At 70.0% G+C, this 16731-nt stretch carries 15 protein-coding genes; all 15 read left to right on the top strand.

Going from position 1 to position 16731, the window contains the following annotated elements:
• Positions 1–16 precede the first annotated feature (16 nt).
• The 15 genes from ABZ833_RS09930 (at position 17) to ABZ833_RS09860 (ending at position 16727) form a co-directional block, all read left to right on the top strand.
• A complete protein-coding gene (locus ABZ833_RS09930) occupies positions 17–889 on the top strand; it encodes a glycosyltransferase (protein WP_249592733.1) in 873 nt (290 codons plus the stop codon).
• Positions 890–984: 95 nt separating this feature from the next.
• Positions 985–1923 (top strand): ABC transporter permease, encoded by a 939-nt coding sequence (locus tag ABZ833_RS09925; RefSeq protein ID WP_361043604.1) that lies wholly within the window; start codon positions 985–987, stop codon positions 1921–1923.
• Entirely contained in the window at positions 1916–2710 is a 795-nt protein-coding gene (locus ABZ833_RS09920; protein WP_361043601.1) for an ABC transporter ATP-binding protein, read from the top strand. The genes ABZ833_RS09925 and ABZ833_RS09920 overlap by 8 nt, the downstream gene beginning before the upstream one ends.
• A gap of 334 nt (positions 2711–3044) precedes the next feature.
• Positions 3045–3941: a squalene synthase HpnC gene (hpnC, locus tag ABZ833_RS09915; protein WP_361043598.1), complete on the top strand. Its 897-nt coding sequence runs from the start codon at positions 3045–3047 to the stop codon at positions 3939–3941.
• On the top strand, positions 3938–4888 hold the full coding sequence (gene hpnD, locus ABZ833_RS09910) for a presqualene diphosphate synthase HpnD (protein ID WP_361043595.1): 951 nt from the start codon (positions 3938–3940) through the stop codon (positions 4886–4888). Before hpnC ends, hpnD begins: the two co-directional genes overlap by 4 nt.
• 109 nt (positions 4889–4997) lie before the next feature.
• Complete coding sequence (hpnE, locus tag ABZ833_RS09905) at positions 4998–6410, top strand: hydroxysqualene dehydroxylase HpnE (RefSeq protein WP_361043592.1); 1413 nt, start codon at positions 4998–5000, stop codon at positions 6408–6410.
• Entirely contained in the window at positions 6410–7537 is a 1128-nt protein-coding gene (locus tag ABZ833_RS09900) for a polyprenyl synthetase family protein (protein WP_249586464.1), read from the top strand. The genes hpnE and ABZ833_RS09900 overlap by 1 nt, the downstream gene beginning before the upstream one ends.
• Positions 7538–7638: 101 nt before the next feature.
• A complete protein-coding gene (gene shc / locus ABZ833_RS09895; protein ID WP_361043589.1) occupies positions 7639–9636 on the top strand; it encodes a squalene--hopene cyclase in 1998 nt (665 codons plus the stop codon).
• Positions 9636–10286 carry a 1-hydroxy-2-methyl-2-butenyl 4-diphosphate reductase gene (locus ABZ833_RS09890; RefSeq protein WP_361043586.1) on the top strand — a complete coding sequence of 217 codons (651 nt, stop codon included), beginning with the start codon at positions 9636–9638 and terminating at the stop codon, positions 10284–10286. The genes shc and ABZ833_RS09890 overlap by 1 nt, the downstream gene beginning before the upstream one ends.
• Before the next feature lie 5 nt (positions 10287–10291).
• Complete coding sequence (gene hpnH / locus ABZ833_RS09885) at positions 10292–11314, top strand: adenosyl-hopene transferase HpnH (protein WP_361043584.1); 1023 nt, start codon at positions 10292–10294, stop codon at positions 11312–11314.
• Between the two features lie 4 nt (positions 11315–11318).
• The gene (ispG, locus tag ABZ833_RS09880; protein ID WP_361043581.1) at positions 11319–12485 is read left to right on the top strand and encodes a flavodoxin-dependent (E)-4-hydroxy-3-methylbut-2-enyl-diphosphate synthase; all 1167 of its coding nucleotides are present in this window, start codon (positions 11319–11321) and stop codon (positions 12483–12485) included.
• A gap of 33 nt (positions 12486–12518) precedes the next feature.
• On the top strand, positions 12519–14399 hold the full coding sequence (gene dxs, locus ABZ833_RS09875) for a 1-deoxy-D-xylulose-5-phosphate synthase (RefSeq protein WP_361043578.1): 1881 nt from the start codon (positions 12519–12521) through the stop codon (positions 14397–14399).
• The gene (locus tag ABZ833_RS09870; protein ID WP_361043575.1) at positions 14396–15781 is read left to right on the top strand and encodes an aspartate aminotransferase family protein; all 1386 of its coding nucleotides are present in this window, start codon (positions 14396–14398) and stop codon (positions 15779–15781) included. Before dxs ends, ABZ833_RS09870 begins: the two co-directional genes overlap by 4 nt.
• A 95-nt stretch (positions 15782–15876) precedes the next feature.
• Positions 15877–16524, top strand: coding sequence for an XRE family transcriptional regulator (locus ABZ833_RS09865; protein ID WP_361043572.1), 648 nt, complete (start codon positions 15877–15879; stop codon positions 16522–16524).
• On the top strand, positions 16521–16727 hold the full coding sequence (locus tag ABZ833_RS09860; protein ID WP_361043569.1) for a DUF6126 family protein: 207 nt from the start codon (positions 16521–16523) through the stop codon (positions 16725–16727). The genes ABZ833_RS09865 and ABZ833_RS09860 overlap by 4 nt, the downstream gene beginning before the upstream one ends.
• Positions 16728–16731 lie beyond the last annotated feature (4 nt).

Below are 16731 nucleotides of genomic sequence, written 5' to 3'. Positions count from 1 at the left end.
GGCGGGGAGCCGGCCCCTGAAGGTCGGCGCGGTCATCATCACCATGGGCAACCGGCCGCAGGAGCTGCGCGCCCTTCTCGACTCGGTCGCCAAGCAGGACGGTGACCCGGTCGAGGTGGTGGTCGTCGGCAACGGCGCCCCCGTGCCCGACGTCCCCGAAGGCGTACGCACCGTCGAGCTGCCCGAGAACCTCGGCATCCCGGGCGGCCGCAACGTCGGCATCGAGGCCTTCGGCCCCGGCGGCACCGACGTGGACATCCTCCTCTTCCTCGACGACGACGGCCTCCTTGCCAACACGGACACGGCCCAGCTGTGCCGCGAGGCCTTCGCGGCCGACCCGAAGCTCGGCATCATCAGCTTCCGCATCGCCGACCCGGACACGGGCGAGACCCAGCGTCGCCACGTCCCGCGCCTTCGCGCGGCCGACCCGATGCGCTCATCGCGCGTGACGACCTTCCTCGGCGGCGCCAATGCCGTCCGTACGCAGGTCATGGCCGAGGTCGGCGGTCTGCCCGACGAGTTCTTCTACGCCCACGAGGAGACCGACCTCGCCTGGCGTGCGCTGAACGCGGGCTGGATGATCGACTACCGCGCCGACATGGTGCTCTTCCACCCGACGACCGCCCCGTCGCGGCACGCGGTCTACCACCGGATGGTCGCCCGCAACCGGGTCTGGCTCGCACGCCGCAACCTGCCCGCGCTCCTGGTGCCGGTCTACCTTGGTGTGTGGATGCTCCTGACCCTGGCCAGGAAGCCTTCGGGCCCCGCGCTCAAGGCCTGGTTCGGCGGGTTCAAGGAGGGCTGGACGACGCCCTGCGGACCTCGCCGGCCGATGAGGTGGCGTACGGTGTGGCGCCTGACCCGACTGGGCCGACCTCCTGTCATCTGACAAGCTCGGGTCTGAGAACATCTGGGCCATACCCCGGTCCCTGGCCCACGCCTACGCCCGACCGGCTGCGCATCTGAAGACGAAAGTTTCCACTCGTGAGTGAGACAACGCATGACGGCGGAGTCGCGGTGACCGCGCCTCCGTCGCCCGATGACGGGCTCTCCCGGGCCGATCTCGCCGCCAAGTACGGTCTGACCGTCAGCGGCGCGCGGCCCGGACTTTTCGAGTACGTCCACCAGCTCTGGGGACGGCGCCACTTCATCCTCGCCTTCTCGCAGGCGAAGCTGACCGCCCAGTACAGCCAGGCCAAGCTGGGCCAGCTGTGGCAGGTGGCGACGCCGCTCCTGAACGCCGCGGTCTACTTCTTCATCTTCGGACTGCTGCTCGGCGCGAGGGAGGGCATTCCGCACCACATCTACGTGCCGTTCCTCGTGACCGGTGTCTTCGTCTTCACGTTCACGCAGAGCTCGGTCATGGCGGGCGTACGGGCGATCTCCGGCAACCTCGGCCTGGTCAGGGCCCTGCACTTCCCGCGGGCCTCGCTGCCGATCTCCTTCGCGCTCCAGCAGCTCCAGCAGCTGCTGTTCTCGATGATCGTGCTCGTCATCATCATGTGCGCGTTCGGGATCTTCCCCGCCCTGTCCTGGTTCCTGGTCCTGCCCGCGCTGCTCCTGCAGTTCCTGTTCAACATGGGCCTGGCGCTGATCTTCGCCCGGATGGGCAGCAAGACGCCCGACCTGGCGCAGCTGATGCCGTTCGTGATGCGGACCTGGATGTACGCGTCGGGCGTCATGTTCAGCATCCCCGCGATGCTCGCGACCAAGGAGAGCGTGCCGAGCTGGGTGGGGGACGTGCTCCAGTGGAACCCGGCCGCCGTGTACATGGACCTGATCCGCTTCGCCATGATCGACGACTACGGCAGCTCGTACCTGCCCGAGCACGTGTGGTTCATCGCCGCCGGCTGGGCGGTCCTGTTCGGCGTGGTCGGGTTCGTGTACTTCTGGAAGGCTGAGGAGAGGTACGGCCGTGGCTGACGACAACAGCGCAGACAAGCCCGACAGGACGCACATCCCCACTGTCATCGCCGACGAGCTGCACATCGTCTACCGCGTCAACGGCGCGAAGACGGGCAAGGGCAGCGCCACGTCCGCGCTGAGCCGCATCATCAGGCGCGGCGAGGAGCGCGGCGTACGCAAGGTGCACGCCGTGCGCGGCGTCAGCTTCACCTCCTACCGCGGCGAGGCCATCGGCCTGATCGGCTCGAACGGCTCCGGCAAGTCGACCCTGCTCCGCGCCATCGCGGGCCTGCTGCCCGCCGAGCAGGGCAAGGTCTACACCGACGGCCAGCCCTCGCTGCTCGGCGTGAACGCGGCCCTGATGAACGACCTGACCGGCGAGCGCAACGTCATACTCGGCGGGCTCGCGATGGGCATGACGCGCGAGCAGATCAGGGAGCGCTACCAGGACATCGTCGACTTCTCGGGGATCAACGAGAAGGGCGACTTCATCACGCTCCCCATGCGGACGTACTCCTCCGGCATGGCCGCCCGCCTGCGCTTCTCCATCGCCGCCGCCAAGGATCACGACGTACTGATGATCGACGAGGCGCTCGCGACCGGCGACCGGAAGTTCCAGAAGCGCTCCGAGGCCCGCATCCGCGAGCTGCGCAAGGAGGCCGGCACGGTCTTCCTGGTCAGTCACAACAACAAGTCCATCCGTGACACCTGTGACCGCGTGCTGTGGCTCGAACGCGGTGAGCTGCGCATGGACGGGCCGACCGACGAGGTCATCAAGGAGTACGAGAAGTTCACGGGCAAGTAGCCCGTCCGTACGTCCGAATGTGTCAGGGCCCCACCGGAGTCAACCCGGTGGGGCCCTGCTGCGTCCTGAGTCTTCGACTGCCCCGGTGGCCCCTCAAGTCCCTCTGGCCCAGGGAAGATTGACGCCAATCGGTGTGTTGTTGTGATGCGCGGAACACCCCGACGATGCAGGCTGCGTTGTACAACGTAAGCTGTACCGGTGCTGATTCGCGGCAAGTGGGGCGATATCGCGCGGCGCCCCGGCTCATGACTCGGTCCGCCTCGCGGAGTGCCGGGCGGCGTGTCCGAAATGGGATGTATTGGGTCGGCAGTGTAGAACGGGAGATGTGACGGCAATGGCTACGGATGATCTCCAGCTACGCGACGCATCCGCCGTCCTCGCGAAGGCCGCGGACGAGAACTTCCCGGTGGCGCCCTTCTTCCTGCCCCGCGCCTGGCGCGACGACCTCATGGCCGTGTACGGCTACGCCCGCCTGGTGGACGACATCGGCGACGGCGACCTGGCCCCCGGCGGCGCCGACGCCCGGTATCTCGGTGTGGACCCCGAGGCCGCCGACGACCGCATCGCCCTTCTCGACGCCTTCGAGGCCGACCTGCACCGGGTCTTCGACGCCACACCGCTGCACCCCCTGATGCGGGCGCTCCAGCCCACCGTGCGCCGCTGCGGCCTCACGCCCGAGCCCTTCCTCGGCCTGATCGAGGCCAACCGCCAGGACCAGCGCGTCGCGCGCTACGAGACGTACGACGACCTCCTCGCCTACTGCGAGCTGTCCGCGAACCCCGTGGGCCGTCTCGTCCTCGGCATCACCGGCACCGCGACCCCGGAGCGGATCCGCCGCTCGGACGCGGTGTGCACCGCCCTTCAGATCGTCGAGCACCTGCAGGACGTCGCCGAGGATCTGGGACGGGACCGCATCTACCTGCCGGCCGAGGACATGAAGCGGTTTCATGTCCAGGAGCGGGATCTCGCCGCACCGACAGCAGGCGCGTCGGTGCGCGCACTGGTTGCATATGAAGCAGAACGCGCCCGCTGCCTCCTGAATGAAGGCACCCCCCTGGTGGGTAGCGTCCACGGCAGGCTGAAGGTGCTGCTTGCGGGCTTCGTGGCTGGGGGGAGGGCGGCGGTTCATGGGATCGCCGCTGCCGGATACGACGTACTTCCTGGACCGCCGAAACCCACCAAGTCGCGATTGCTGCGCGAGGTGGGGGCGGTTCTGCGAGGAGAGGGGTGAGCCGGACCGTGGAGTCAGGCCCGAACGTGTCCGCGCCGGTACTCGCCGCATACAGCTACTGCGAGGCCGTGACCGGACAGCAGGCACGCAATTTCGCGTACGGCATCAGGCTGCTGCCGATGCCCAAGCGCCGCGCGATGTCGGCGCTCTACGCCCTCTCCAGGCGCGTGGACGACATCGGCGACGGCGCGCTCGCGCCGGACGTCAAGGCCGAGCGCCTCGACGAGACCCGGGCGCTGCTCGCCCGGATCCGCAAGGGCGAGGTGGACGAGGACGACACCGACCCGGTGGCGGTCGCGCTCGCGCATACCGCGACGCACTTCCCTGTCCCGCTCGGCGGGCTCGACGAGCTGATCGACGGTGTCCTGATGGACGTCCGCGGTGAGACGTACGAGACGTGGGAGGACCTCAAGGTCTACTGCCGGTGCGTGGCGGGGGCCATCGGGCGGCTCTCCCTCGGCGTGTTCGGTACGGAGCGGGGGGCGCTGAACGTCGAGCGCGCGCCGGAGTATGCCGACACGCTCGGTCTCGCGCTCCAACTCACCAACATCCTGCGCGACGTTCGCGAGGACGCGGAGGGCGGGCGCACCTACCTGCCCGCCGACGACCTCGCCAAGTTCGGCTGCTCCGCCGGGTTCTCGGGCCCGCAGCCGCCCGCCGGTTCCGACTTCGCCGGGCTCGTGCACTTCGAGGTGCGCAGGGCGCGGGCGCTGTTCGCCGAGGGATACCGCCTGCTGCCGATGCTCGACCGGCGCAGCGGGGCCTGTGTCGCCGCCATGGCGGGCATCTACCGGCGGCTTCTCGACCGCATCGAGCGCGAGCCGGAGGCGGTCCTGCGCGGTCGCGTCTCGCTGCCGGGCCGCGAAAAGGCGTATGTCGCCGTGCGCGGTCTCTCCGGTCTCGACGCACGCACCATCTCCCGACAGACCGTCAGGAGGCGTACGTGATGGGCATCCGCGGCGAATGCGCCGAACGTAGGGCAACCTCCTGCAACCGGTGGGCAACCCTCCGCTCCGCCCCGGCGTCCCAGACTGCAACGGCCGAGGGGGAGAGAGCATGAGCGACGACGACATGCGATCGGCCGGCGAGGCCGACGGCCATGCGGGCCGGGGGGCCGCCGTGGTGGTCGGCGGGGGTCTCGCCGGCATCACCGCGGCGCTGTCCCTCGCCGACGCGGGGCTGCGCGTGACGCTGCTCGAAGGACGGCCGCGCCTGGGCGGGCTGGCCTTCTCCTTCAAGCGCGGCGAGCTGACCGTGGACAACGGCCAGCACGTCTATCTGCGCTGCTGCACCGCCTACCGCTGGTTCCTCGACCGAGTCGACGGCGCCGCCCTCGCACCCTTGCAGGAACGTCTCGACGTGCCCGTGCTCGACGCGGACCGCAACCGGCTCGGCCGCCTGCGCCGCACCGCGCTGCCCGTGCCGCTGCACCTGGCGGCGAGCCTCGCCACGTATCCGCACCTGTCGCTCGCGGAGCGCGCCAACGTGGGGCGCGCCGCGCTCGCCCTCAAGGGACTCGACCCGGCCGACCCCAAGCTGGACGGCCAGGACTTCGGCAGCTGGCTCGCCGCGCACGGTCAGTCGGCGCGCGCGATCGAGGCCCTGTGGGACCTGGTCGGCGTGGCCACGCTGAACGCCGTCGCGGGGGACTCGTCGCTGGGTCTGGCCGCGATGGTGTTCAAGACCGGGCTGCTCTCGGAGCCGGGCGCCGCCGACATCGGCTGGGCCCGGGTGCCCCTCGGTGATCTCCATGACACGCTCGCCCGCAAGGCGCTCGACTCCGCGGGCGTGCGAACCGAACTGAGGACACGAGTCACCTCCATCTCCCGTACGGAGAACGGGGGTTGGAAGGTCGAAGTTCCCGGCGAGGAATTCGCCGCCGACACCGTCGTGCTCGCGGTGCCGCAGCACGAGACCCACGACCTGCTCCCGGACGGTGTCCTCGACGAGCCCGACCGGCTGCTCGACATCGACACCGCGCCGATCCTCAACATCCACGTCGTGTACGACCGCAAGGTGCTCAAGCGGCCCTTCTTCGCGGCCATCGGCTCGCCGGTGCAGTGGGTCTTCGACCGCACCGACGCCTCCGGGCTCACCGACGGGCAGTACCTCGCGCTGTCCCAGTCCGCCGCCCAGGACGAGATCGACGCGCCCGTCGCCGCGCTGCGCGAGCGCTATCTGCCGGAGCTGGAGCGGCTGCTGCCCGCGGCACACGGCGCCGAAGTGAGGGACTTCTTCGTGACTCGGGAGCGCACGGCCACGTTCGCGCCGACTCCCGGTGTGGGCCGGCTGCGGCCCGGTGCTCGCACCAAGGCTCCCGGCCTGTACCTGGCCGGGGCGTGGACCGCCACCGGGTGGCCCGCGACCATGGAGAGCGCCGTCCGCAGCGGCATCAGTGCCGCCGACGCAGCTCTCCGTGCACTCGACCGCCCCCGTGACCACCTCTTCGACGTCGAGGAGGCCGCGTGATGCTCGACCTTCTGGGGTCAGGTCCCCAGAAATCCAGCACCGGAACAAGAGGAGAGACTGTGCCGACTGTGCCCTCGGCCGAATCGGCTGCCGACACGGTGGACGTGACCTCACTGCTCGAGCGCGGAAGGACGCTGGCCACCCCGGTGCTGCGGTCCGCCGTGGACCGCCTCGCGCCGCCCATGGACACCGTCGCCGCCTACCACTTCGGCTGGATCGACGCCGAGGGCAACCCGTCGGACGGCGACGGCGGCAAGGCCGTGCGCCCCGCGCTCGCCCTGCTCTCCGCGGAGGCCGCGGGCGCCGCTCCGGAGGTCGGCGTACCGGGGGCTGTCGCCGTCGAACTGGTGCACAACTTCTCGTTGCTGCACGACGACCTGATGGACGGCGACGAACAGCGCCGCCACCGCGACACGGTGTGGAAGGTGCACGGCCCGGCCCAGGCCATCCTCGTCGGCGACGCACTCTTCGCGCTCGCCAACGAGATCCTCCTGGAGATCGGCACCGTCGAGGCGGGCCGCGCCACGCGCCGCCTGACCACCGCGACCCGCGCCCTGATCGACGGCCAGGCGCAGGACATCTCCTACGAGCACCGCGAGCGGGTCACCGTCGAGGAGTGCCTGGAGATGGAGGGCAACAAGACCGGCGCCCTGCTCGCCTGCGCGGTCTCCATCGGCGCGGTCCTCGGCGGCGCGGACGACCGCACCGCCGACACCCTGGAGAAGTACGGCTACCACCTCGGCCTCGCCTTCCAGGCCGTGGACGATCTGCTCGGCATCTGGGGCGACCCGGAGGCCACCGGAAAGCAGACCTGGAGCGACCTTCGCCAGCGCAAGAAGTCACTGCCGGTCGTGGCCGCCCTCGCCGCGGGCGGGCCCGCGTCCGAGCAGCTCGGCGAGCTGCTCGCGGCCGACGCCAAGAGCAACGACTTCGACAGCTTCTCCGAGGAGGAGTTCGCCGCACGCGCCGCCCTGATCGAGCAGGCGGGCGGCCGCGAGTGGACCGCCGAGGAGGCCCGGCGCCAGCACACCATCGCCATCGAGGCGCTCGACACCGTCCAGATGCCGGACCGGGTGCGGGCACAGCTCGTCGCGCTCGCCGACTTCGTCGTCGTACGAAAGAGATGATCACTATCGGGCAGATATGACTCGCAGTCGCCGGCCGGCGCCCAGCGCGTCGGCCGACGGCGGACCCACAGCAGAGAAGACGACTGCACGAAGGGGAAGCCATGACAGCGACGACCGACGGAAGCACCGGAGCGGTGACGCCCCGCGCAGCCTCGGCCAGCCAGCCACTCGACCAGGCCGCCGCGACGGCACCAGGGCCGCTCGACGCCGCCACGCGCGCCATACAACGCTCCACCGCATTCCTGCTCGCACAGCAGGACGCCCAGGGCTGGTGGAAAGGTGACCTCGACACGAACGTGACGATGGACGCCGAAGACCTGCTGCTCCGTCAGTTCCTCGGAATCCGGGACGAGAAGACCACCCGCGCCGCCGCGCTCTTCATCCGCGGCGAGCAGCGCGAGGACGGGACCTGGGCCACCTTCTACGGCGGCCCCGGCGAACTCTCCACCACCATCGAGGCGTACGTGGCGCTGCGTCTCGCGGGCGACGCGCCGGACGACCCGCACATGGCGAAGGCCTCCGCCTGGATCCGTGACCAGGGCGGCATCGCCGAGAGCCGGGTCTTCACCCGCATCTGGCTCGCCCTGTTCGGCTGGTGGAAGTGGGACGACCTTCCCGAACTCCCGCCGGAGCTCATCTACTTCCCCAAGTGGCTTCCCCTCAACATCTACGACTTCGGGTGCTGGGCCCGGCAGACGATCGTGCCGCTCACGGTCGTCTCCGCCAAGCGCCCGGTACGGCCCGCGCCCTTCCCCCTTGACGAGCTGCACTGCGACGCACGCGTACCGAACCCGGGCAAGCCCCTTGCTCCCATGGGGAGTTGGGACGGCGTCTTCCAGCGGCTCGACAAGGCGCTGCACCTCTACCACAAGGTCGCCCCGCGCAAAGTGCGCAAGGCGGCGATGAACAGCGCCGCTCGCTGGATCATCGAACGCCAGGAGAACGACGGCTGCTGGGGCGGCATCCAGCCGCCCGCCGTCTACTCCGTGATCGCGCTGCACCTGCTCGGCTACGACCTGGAACACCCGGTCCTCAAGGCAGGCCTTGAATCGCTCGACCGGTTCGCGGTCTGGCGCGAGGACGGCGCCCGGATGATCGAGGCGTGTCAGTCGCCCGTCTGGGACACCTGCCTGGCGACCATCGCGCTCGCCGACGCGGGCGTGCCCGCCGACCACCCGCAGCTCGTCAAGGCCGCCGACTGGATGCTCGGCGAGGAGATCGTGCGCCCCGGCGACTGGTCCGTACGCAGGCCGCAACTGGCCCCGGGCGGCTGGGCGTTCGAGTTCCACAACGACAACTACCCCGACATCGACGACACCGCGGAGGTCGTCCTGGCGCTGCGCCGCGTCGACCACCCGGACCGCCCGCGCATGGAGAACGCGATCGCCCGCGGCGTGCGCTGGAACCTGGGCATGCAGTCCAAGAACGGCGCCTGGGCCGCCTTCGACGCCGACAACACGAGCCCGTTCCCCAACCGGCTGCCGTTCTGCGACTTCGGCGAGGTCATCGACCCGCCGTCGGCCGACGTCACCGGACACGTCGTCGAGATGCTCGCCATCGAGGGCAAGGCACACGACCCGCGCACCCGGCGCGGCATCGAGTGGCTGCTCGCCGAACAGGAGGCGGACGGCTCGTGGTTCGGCCGCTGGGGCGTCAACTACGTATACGGGACAGGGTCCGTGGTGCCCGCGCTCACCGCGGCAGGCCTGCCGGGCTCGCACCCCGCGCTGCGCCGCGCCGTCGACTGGCTGGAGTCGGTGCAGAACGACGACGGCGGCTGGGGCGAGGACCTGCGCTCCTACCGCTACGAGGAGTGGCGGGGCCACGGCGTCTCCACCGCCTCGCAGACCGCCTGGGCGCTGCTCGCGCTGCTCGCGGCCGGCGAGCGGGACTCCAAGGCCGTGGAACGGGGCGCGCTCTGGCTCGCCGAGACGCAGCGGGACGACGGCTCCTGGGACGAGCCGTACTTCACCGGCACCGGCTTCCCCTGGGACTTCTCCATCAACTACCACCTCTACCGCCAGGTGTTCCCGCTCACCGCCCTTGGCCGGTACGTCAACGGAGAGCCGTTCGCGGGCCTCTCCGCCAAGGGGGGTTGATGGAACGGACCCCGGCCGTGCCGGACCCCGCACCGCTGCTGATCGCCTGCGCGCTCGGCATCGAACGCCTCGCCCTGTGCACGGGCGACCGCACGGGCTCGCACGGGCAGGTCACCGTGCTCCGTACGGGCATGGGCCCCAAGAACGCCGAGCGCGCCGTCACCGGCGCGCTCGGCAAGGAACCGCTGCGCCACGCCGCCGTCGTGGCCACCGGCTTCTGTGCCGGGCTCGCCCCCGGCATGCACCCCGGCGACCTCGTCGTCGCCGAGCAGACCCGCGACGCACACGGCCACACGACCTGCGTCGGCACCGATCTGCTGGTCAAGGAACTGGTGCGCGCCGTGCCCGGCCGCACCGTGCACACCGGCCCGCTCATCGGCTCCGACCACGTCGTCCGCGGACACGAACGCACCGACCTGCTCGCCACGGGAGCGATCGCGGTGGACATGGAGTCCGCCGCGACGCTGCACAGCGCGATGCGGGCGGGAGACCGGCCGGTTGCCGCCGTCCGGGTGGTCGTGGACGCCCCACAGCACGAACTCGTCCGCATCGGCACGGTGCGCGGTGGAATATCGGCTTTCCGCGTTCTTCGTGCCGTGCTTCCTGCATTTTTCGAATGGCACCGTTCTTCTTTGCTCCCCCGGAGGTGAGCCAGATGGCCATGCCGCTGCGCCAGACCATCAAGGTCGCGACGTATCTCTTTGAACAGAAGCTCCGCAAGCGGGAGAAGTTTCCGCTGATCGTCGAGTTGGAGCCGCTCTTCGCGTGCAATCTCGCGTGCGAGGGATGCGGAAAGATCCAGCACCCGGCCGGAGTGCTCAAGCAGCGCATGCCGGTGGCCCAGGCCGTGGGCGCCGTGCTCGAATCCGGTGCGCCGATGGTGTCCATCGCCGGTGGCGAACCGCTGATGCACCCTCACATCGACGAGATCGTGCGCCAGTTGGTGGCGAAGAAGAAGTACGTCTTCCTCTGCACCAACGCCATGCTGCTGCGCAAGAAGCTGGAGAAGTTCACGCCCTCCCCGTACTTCGCGTTCGCCGTGCACATCGACGGAATGCGGGAGCGGCACGACGAATCCGTCGCGAAGGAGGGGGTGTTCGACGAGGCGGTGGAGGCCATCAAGGAAGCCAAGAGGAGCGGTTTCCGGGTGACCACCAACTCCACCTTCTTCAGCAACGACACGCCGCAGAACATCATCGAGGTCCTCAACTTCCTCAACGACGAGCTGGAAGTCGACGAGATGATGCTGTCACCCGCCTACGCCTACGAGAAGGCGCCGGACCAGGAGCACTTCCTGGGCGTCGAGCAGACCCGCGAGCTCTTCAAGAAGGCCTTCGCGGGCGGCAACAGGCGGCGCTGGCGCCTGAACCACTCGCCGCTGTTCCTCGACTTCCTGGAGGGCAAGGCGGACTTCCCGTGCACCGCGTGGGCGATCCCGAACTACTCGCTCTTCGGCTGGCAGCGCCCCTGCTATCTGATGAGCGACGGGTACGTCCCCACGTACAAGGAGCTCATCGAGGAGACCGACTGGAGCAAGTACGGCCGCGGCAAGGACCCGCGGTGCGCCAACTGCATGGCGCACTGCGGCTACGAGCCGACCGCCGTCCTCGCCACCATGGGCTCCCTGAAGGAGTCCATCCGCGCCGCCCGTGAAACGGTCTCCGGAAACCGCGGGTGACGTCATGACCCCTGGAGCGCCCGTCGCACTGGGCCTTCCTGAGCTGCCGGTCCGGCCGATCTCGGAGCGTCGCGTCTCGCGGCGCATCGAGGTCGGGCCGGTGGCCGTGGGGGGTGGTGCGCCCGTCTCGGTGCAGTCGATGACGACGACGCGTACGTCCGACATCGGGGCGACGCTGCAGCAGATCGCCGAACTCACGGCGTCCGGCTGCCAGATCGTGCGGGTGGCGTGCCCGACGCAGGACGACGCGGACGCGCTGTCCACCATCGCGCGCAAGTCGCAGATCCCGGTGATCGCGGACATTCACTTCCAGCCGAAGTACGTCTTCGCGGCGATCGACGCCGGGTGCGCCGCGGTGCGCGTGAACCCCGGCAACATCAAGCAGTTCGACGACAAGGTGCGCGAGATCGCGCGGGCCGCGAACGACGCGGGCACCCCGATCCGGATCGGCGTGAACGCGGGCTCCCTGGACGCGCGCCTTCTCAAGAAGTACGGGAAGGCCACCCCCGAAGCCCTGGTCGAGTCGGCCCTGTGGGAGGCGTCGCTCTTCGAGGAGCACGGCTTCCGTGACATCAAGATCTCGGTCAAGCACAACGACCCGGTGGTCATGGTCAACGCCTACCGGCAACTGGCCGCCCAGTGCGACTACCCGCTGCACCTCGGCGTGACGGAGGCGGGCCCGGCCTTCCAGGGCACGATCAAGTCGGCGGTCGCCTTCGGGGCGTTGCTGAGCGAGGGCATCGGCGACACCATCCGGGTCTCGCTGTCCGCTCCGCCCGCCGAGGAGGTCAAGGTCGGCATCCAGATCCTGGAGTCCCTGGGTCTCCGCCAGCGGCGCCTGGAGATCGTCTCCTGCCCGTCCTGCGGGCGGGCCCAGGTGGACGTGTACAAGCTGGCCGACGAGGTCACGGCGGGCCTGGACGGCATGGAAGTGCCGCTGCGTGTCGCCGTCATGGGGTGTGTCGTGAACGGGCCGGGGGAGGCCCGTGAGGCGGATCTCGGTGTCGCGTCCGGCAATGGCAAGGGGCAGATCTTCGTCAAGGGCGAGGTCATCAAGACCGTGCCCGAGTCGAAGATCGTTCAGACGCTCATCGAAGAGGCGATGAAGATCGCCGCACAGATGGAGGACGAGGGCGTCACCTCAGGGGTGCCCGACGTCACCGTGAGCTGAGAAGAACCGAAGAACCAGAGAGGGGGCCCGAGCATGACCATTCTGGAAACCATTCGGGGGCCGCGCGACCTGAAGGCGCTGACCGAGGCCGAGCTCGTCGAACTGGCCGAGGAAGTACGGGAGTTCCTGGTGCACGCGGTCGCAAGGACCGGAGGTCACCTCGGGCCCAACCTGGGGGTGGTGGAACTCTCCATCGCCCTCCACCGGGTCTTCGAGTCGCCGCTCGACCGCATCGTGTGGGACACCGGCCACCAGAGCTACGTGCACAAACTCCTGACCGGCCGGCAGGACTTCTCCAAGCTGCGCGGCAAGGGCGGCCTTTCGGGCTACCCCTCGCGCGCGGAGTCCGAGCACGACATCGTCGAGAACAGCCACGCCTCGACGGCGCTCGGCTGGGCCGACGGCCTGGCCAAGGCGCGGCAGGTCCTGGGGGAGCGGGGCCATGTCGTCGCCGTCATCGGGGACGGCGCGCTCACCGGCGGTATGGCCTGGGAGGCGCTCAACAACATCGCGGCCGCGAAGGACCGGCCGCTGATCATCGTCGTCAACGACAACGAGCGTTCGTACGCACCGACCATCGGCGGCCTCGCCAACCACCTCGCCACGCTGCGCACCACCGACAGCTACGAACGGGTCCTGGCCTGGGGCAAGGACATACTCCAGCGCACACCCGTCGTCGGCCACACGCTGTACGAGTCGCTGCACGGCGCCAAGAAGGGGTTCAAGGACGCCTTCGCGCCGCAGGGCATGTTCGAGGACCTGGGGCTCAAGTACGTCGGGCCGATCGACGGCCACGACACCGGCGCCGTCGAGTCGGCACTGCGACGTGCGAAACGCTTCCACGGACCCGTCCTCATCCACTGCCTCACCGAGAAGGGGCGCGGCTATGAGCCCGCGCTCGCGGACGAGGCCGACCGTTTTCATACGGTCGGTGTGATGGACCCGCTGACCTGCGAGCCGCTCGCGCCCTCCAACGGGCCTTCCTGGACCTCGGTGTTCGGCGACGAGATCGTGCGCATCGGTGCCGAGCGGGACGACGTGGTGGCGATCACCGCGGCCATGCTCGGCCCGGTCGGCCTGACCAAGTTCGCGCAGGCCTACCCCGACCGGGTGTGGGACGTCGGCATCGCGGAGCAGCACGCCACCGTGTCGGCGGCCGGGCTCGCGACCGGAGGCCTGCACCCCGTCGTCGCCGTCTACGCCACCTTCCTCAACCGGGCCTTCGACCAGCTCCTGATGGACGTCGCGCTGCACGAGTGCGGCGTCACCTTCGTCCTGGACCGGGCCGGGGTCACGGGCGTCGACGGAGCGTCGCACAACGGCATGTGGGACATGTCGATCCTCCAGGTCGTGCCGGGCCTTCGCATCGCCGCGCCGCGCGACGCCGACCAACTGCGGGCGCAGCTCCGGGAGGCGGTAGCCGTGGACGACGCGCCGACCCTCCTGCGCTTCCCCAAGGAGTCGGTGGGGCCCGCCCTTCCCGCCGTCGACCGGATCGGCGGCATGGACGTCCTTCGCCAGGACCCGGACCCGCAGGTCCTGCTGGTGGCGGTCGGCGTGATGGCGCCCGTCTGCCTTCAGGCCGCCGAGCTGCTGCGGGAGCGGGGACTCGGCTGCACCGTGGTCGACCCGCGCTGGGTCAAGCCGGTCGACGCCGAGCTGCCCGCCCTCGCCGCGCGCCACCGTGTCGTGGGCGTCGTCGAGGACAACAGCCGGGCGGCCGGGGTCGGCTCCGCCGTGGCCCTCGCGCTCGGCGAGGCCGAAGTCGACGTACCCGTAAGGCGGTTCGGCATCCCCGAGCAGTTCCTCGCACACGCCAAGCGGGGCGAGGTGCTCGCGGACCTCGGGCTCACCCCGGTCGAGATCGCGGGGCGGATCAGCGCCACCCTGGCAGCCAAGGAGCACGGAGCATGACCAAGGAGTTCGACCTCGGCAGACTTCTCGCCGAGCGGGGAGCCGAGCGCTACGAACTGCACGCGCGGCACCTGAACCATCAGCTGCCGCGCATGCTGCACACCATCGGCTTCGACAAGGTCTACGAGCGGGCCGAGGGCGCGTACTTCTGGGACGCGGACGGCAACGACTACCTCGACATGCTCGCGGGCTTCGGGGTGATGGGCCTCGGCCGGCACCACCCCGTCGTACGCAAGGCGCTGCACGACGTCCTGGACGCCTCGCTCGCCGATCTGACGCGCTTCGACTGCCAGCCGCTGCCCGGCCTCCTCGCCGAGCAGCTGCTCACCCACAGTCCGCACCTGGACCGGGTGTTCTTCGGCAACAGCGGCACGGAGGCCGTCGAGACCGCGCTCAAGTTCGCGCGGTACGCGACGGGCAGGCCGAGGGTGCTGTACTGCACGCACGCCTTCCACGGCCTGACCACCGGCTCGCTCTCGGTCAACGGCGAGTCCGGCTTCCGGGACGGGTTCGCGCCGCTGCTTCCCGACACGGCGATCCCGCTGGGCGATCTGGACGCCCTGCGCGAGGAGCTGAAGAAGGGCGACGTGGCCGGGCTCATCCTCGAGCCCATCCAGGGCAAGGGCGTGCACGAGACGCCCCCCGGCTATCTGCTCGCCGCCCAGGAGCTCCTTCACCGGCACAAGGCGCTCCTGATCGCCGACGAGGTGCAGACGGGCCTCGGCAGGACCGGCGACTTCTACGCCTACCAGCACGAGGAAGGCGTCGAGCCGGACCTGGTGTGTGTCGCGAAGGCCCTGTCGGGCGGCTATGTGCCGGTGGGCGCGACGCTCGGCAAGGACTGGATCTTCAAGAAGGTCTACTCGTCCATGGACCGGGTGCTCGTGCACTCGGCGAGCTTCGGGTCCAACGCGCAGGCCATGGCGGCCGGGCTCGCGGTCCTGTCCGTCATGGAGGACGAGGAGATCGTCGCGAACGCGCGCGTGACCGGCGAGCTGCTGAAGTCGCGGCTCGGCGCGCTCGTCGACCGCTATGAGCTCCTGAGCGAGGTGCGCGGCCGGGGTCTGATGGTCGGCATCGGGTTCGGGCGCCCCAAGTCGCTGAAGCTGCGCAGCCGTTGGACGATGCTCCAGGCGGCGCGCAAGGGGCTCTTCGCGCAGATGGTGGTCGTGCCGCTGCTGCAGAAGCACCGCATCCTCACCCAGGTCTCCGGCGACCATCTGGAGGTCATCAAGCTGATCCCGCCGCTGACCATCGGGGAGCGGGAGGTCGACCGGTTCGTGGAGGCCTTCACCGAGGTGATGGACGAGGCGCACAGCGGCGGCACCCTGATGTGGGACTTCGGGAAGACGCTGGTGAAGCAGGCGGTCGCGAACCGCTGAGGCCTCCTGAGGCCTCGCATGTCGTCGGGACCGGAGGCTTTTGCCTCTGAGGCAAGAAAGTTGCCTCGGAGGCAAGGGCCTGGCTCAATCGACGTATGAGCACCGCTGAGCCCGTCGAGCCCGTCGAGCCGCCGGAGGGGGCAGAAGCGCTGTCGGCCGTCGCGCCCCAGCTGCGCGAGCTGCGCCGCCGCGCGTCCCTCACCCTGGAGGCCGCGGCCCGCAACGCCGGGCTCTCGCCCGCCCATCTCTCGCGCCTGGAGACCGGGCAGCGCCAGCCGTCCCTGCCCCTGCTGCTCGCACTCGCCCGCACCTACGGTACGACGGTCTCGGAGCTCCTCGGCGAGACGCCCGCGGACCGGGACGCGATCGTCCGCGCCGCGGACATGGAGCCGACGCGGGCGGGCGGCTGGACCTACTGGCAGGCGGGCGCGCAGGCCCGTGGCATGCAGGCCCTGCGGGTGCACGTGCCGCACGGGGCGCAGGGCGACATCGTGCGCGTCCACCCGGGCGAGGAATGGCTGTACGTCCTGAAGGGGCGCCTTCGGCTGCGGCTCGGCGACACCACGTACGCGCTCGACCCCGGGGACAGCGCGCACTTCGACTCGCTGACCCCGCACCGGATCGCCGCCGCGGACCACCTCGGCACCGACCTGCTCTTCGTCCACACCCTGCTGCAGAGTCCCGCCACCGCGCTGTGCATCGGCGGGACCCCGCACAGCCCCACCATGGGAGACCCGCGATGACGGAACCTGAAGCGCAGCAGCCCGACCGGACGGATCCCGTGCCCGCTCCCGCTCCCGTTCCCGCGCCCGCCAAGAAGGCGATGTCGATGGAGGAGAAGCTGCCCCGCGGGCTCTGGATCCGGCTGATCATCTACGTGGCCGTCGGACACCTCTTCGCGGCCTTCATCTACCTGCTGTTCTCGCTGGGCGCGCAGAACCAGTAGCCGT

Source organism: Streptomyces sp. NPDC047525 (genome assembly GCF_040643025.1).
Taxonomy (GTDB): domain Bacteria; phylum Actinomycetota; class Actinomycetes; order Streptomycetales; family Streptomycetaceae; genus Streptomyces; species Streptomyces durmitorensis.
Note: the sequence above shows the minus strand (reverse complement) of the source record. Positions and strands in the feature narration are given on the sequence as shown.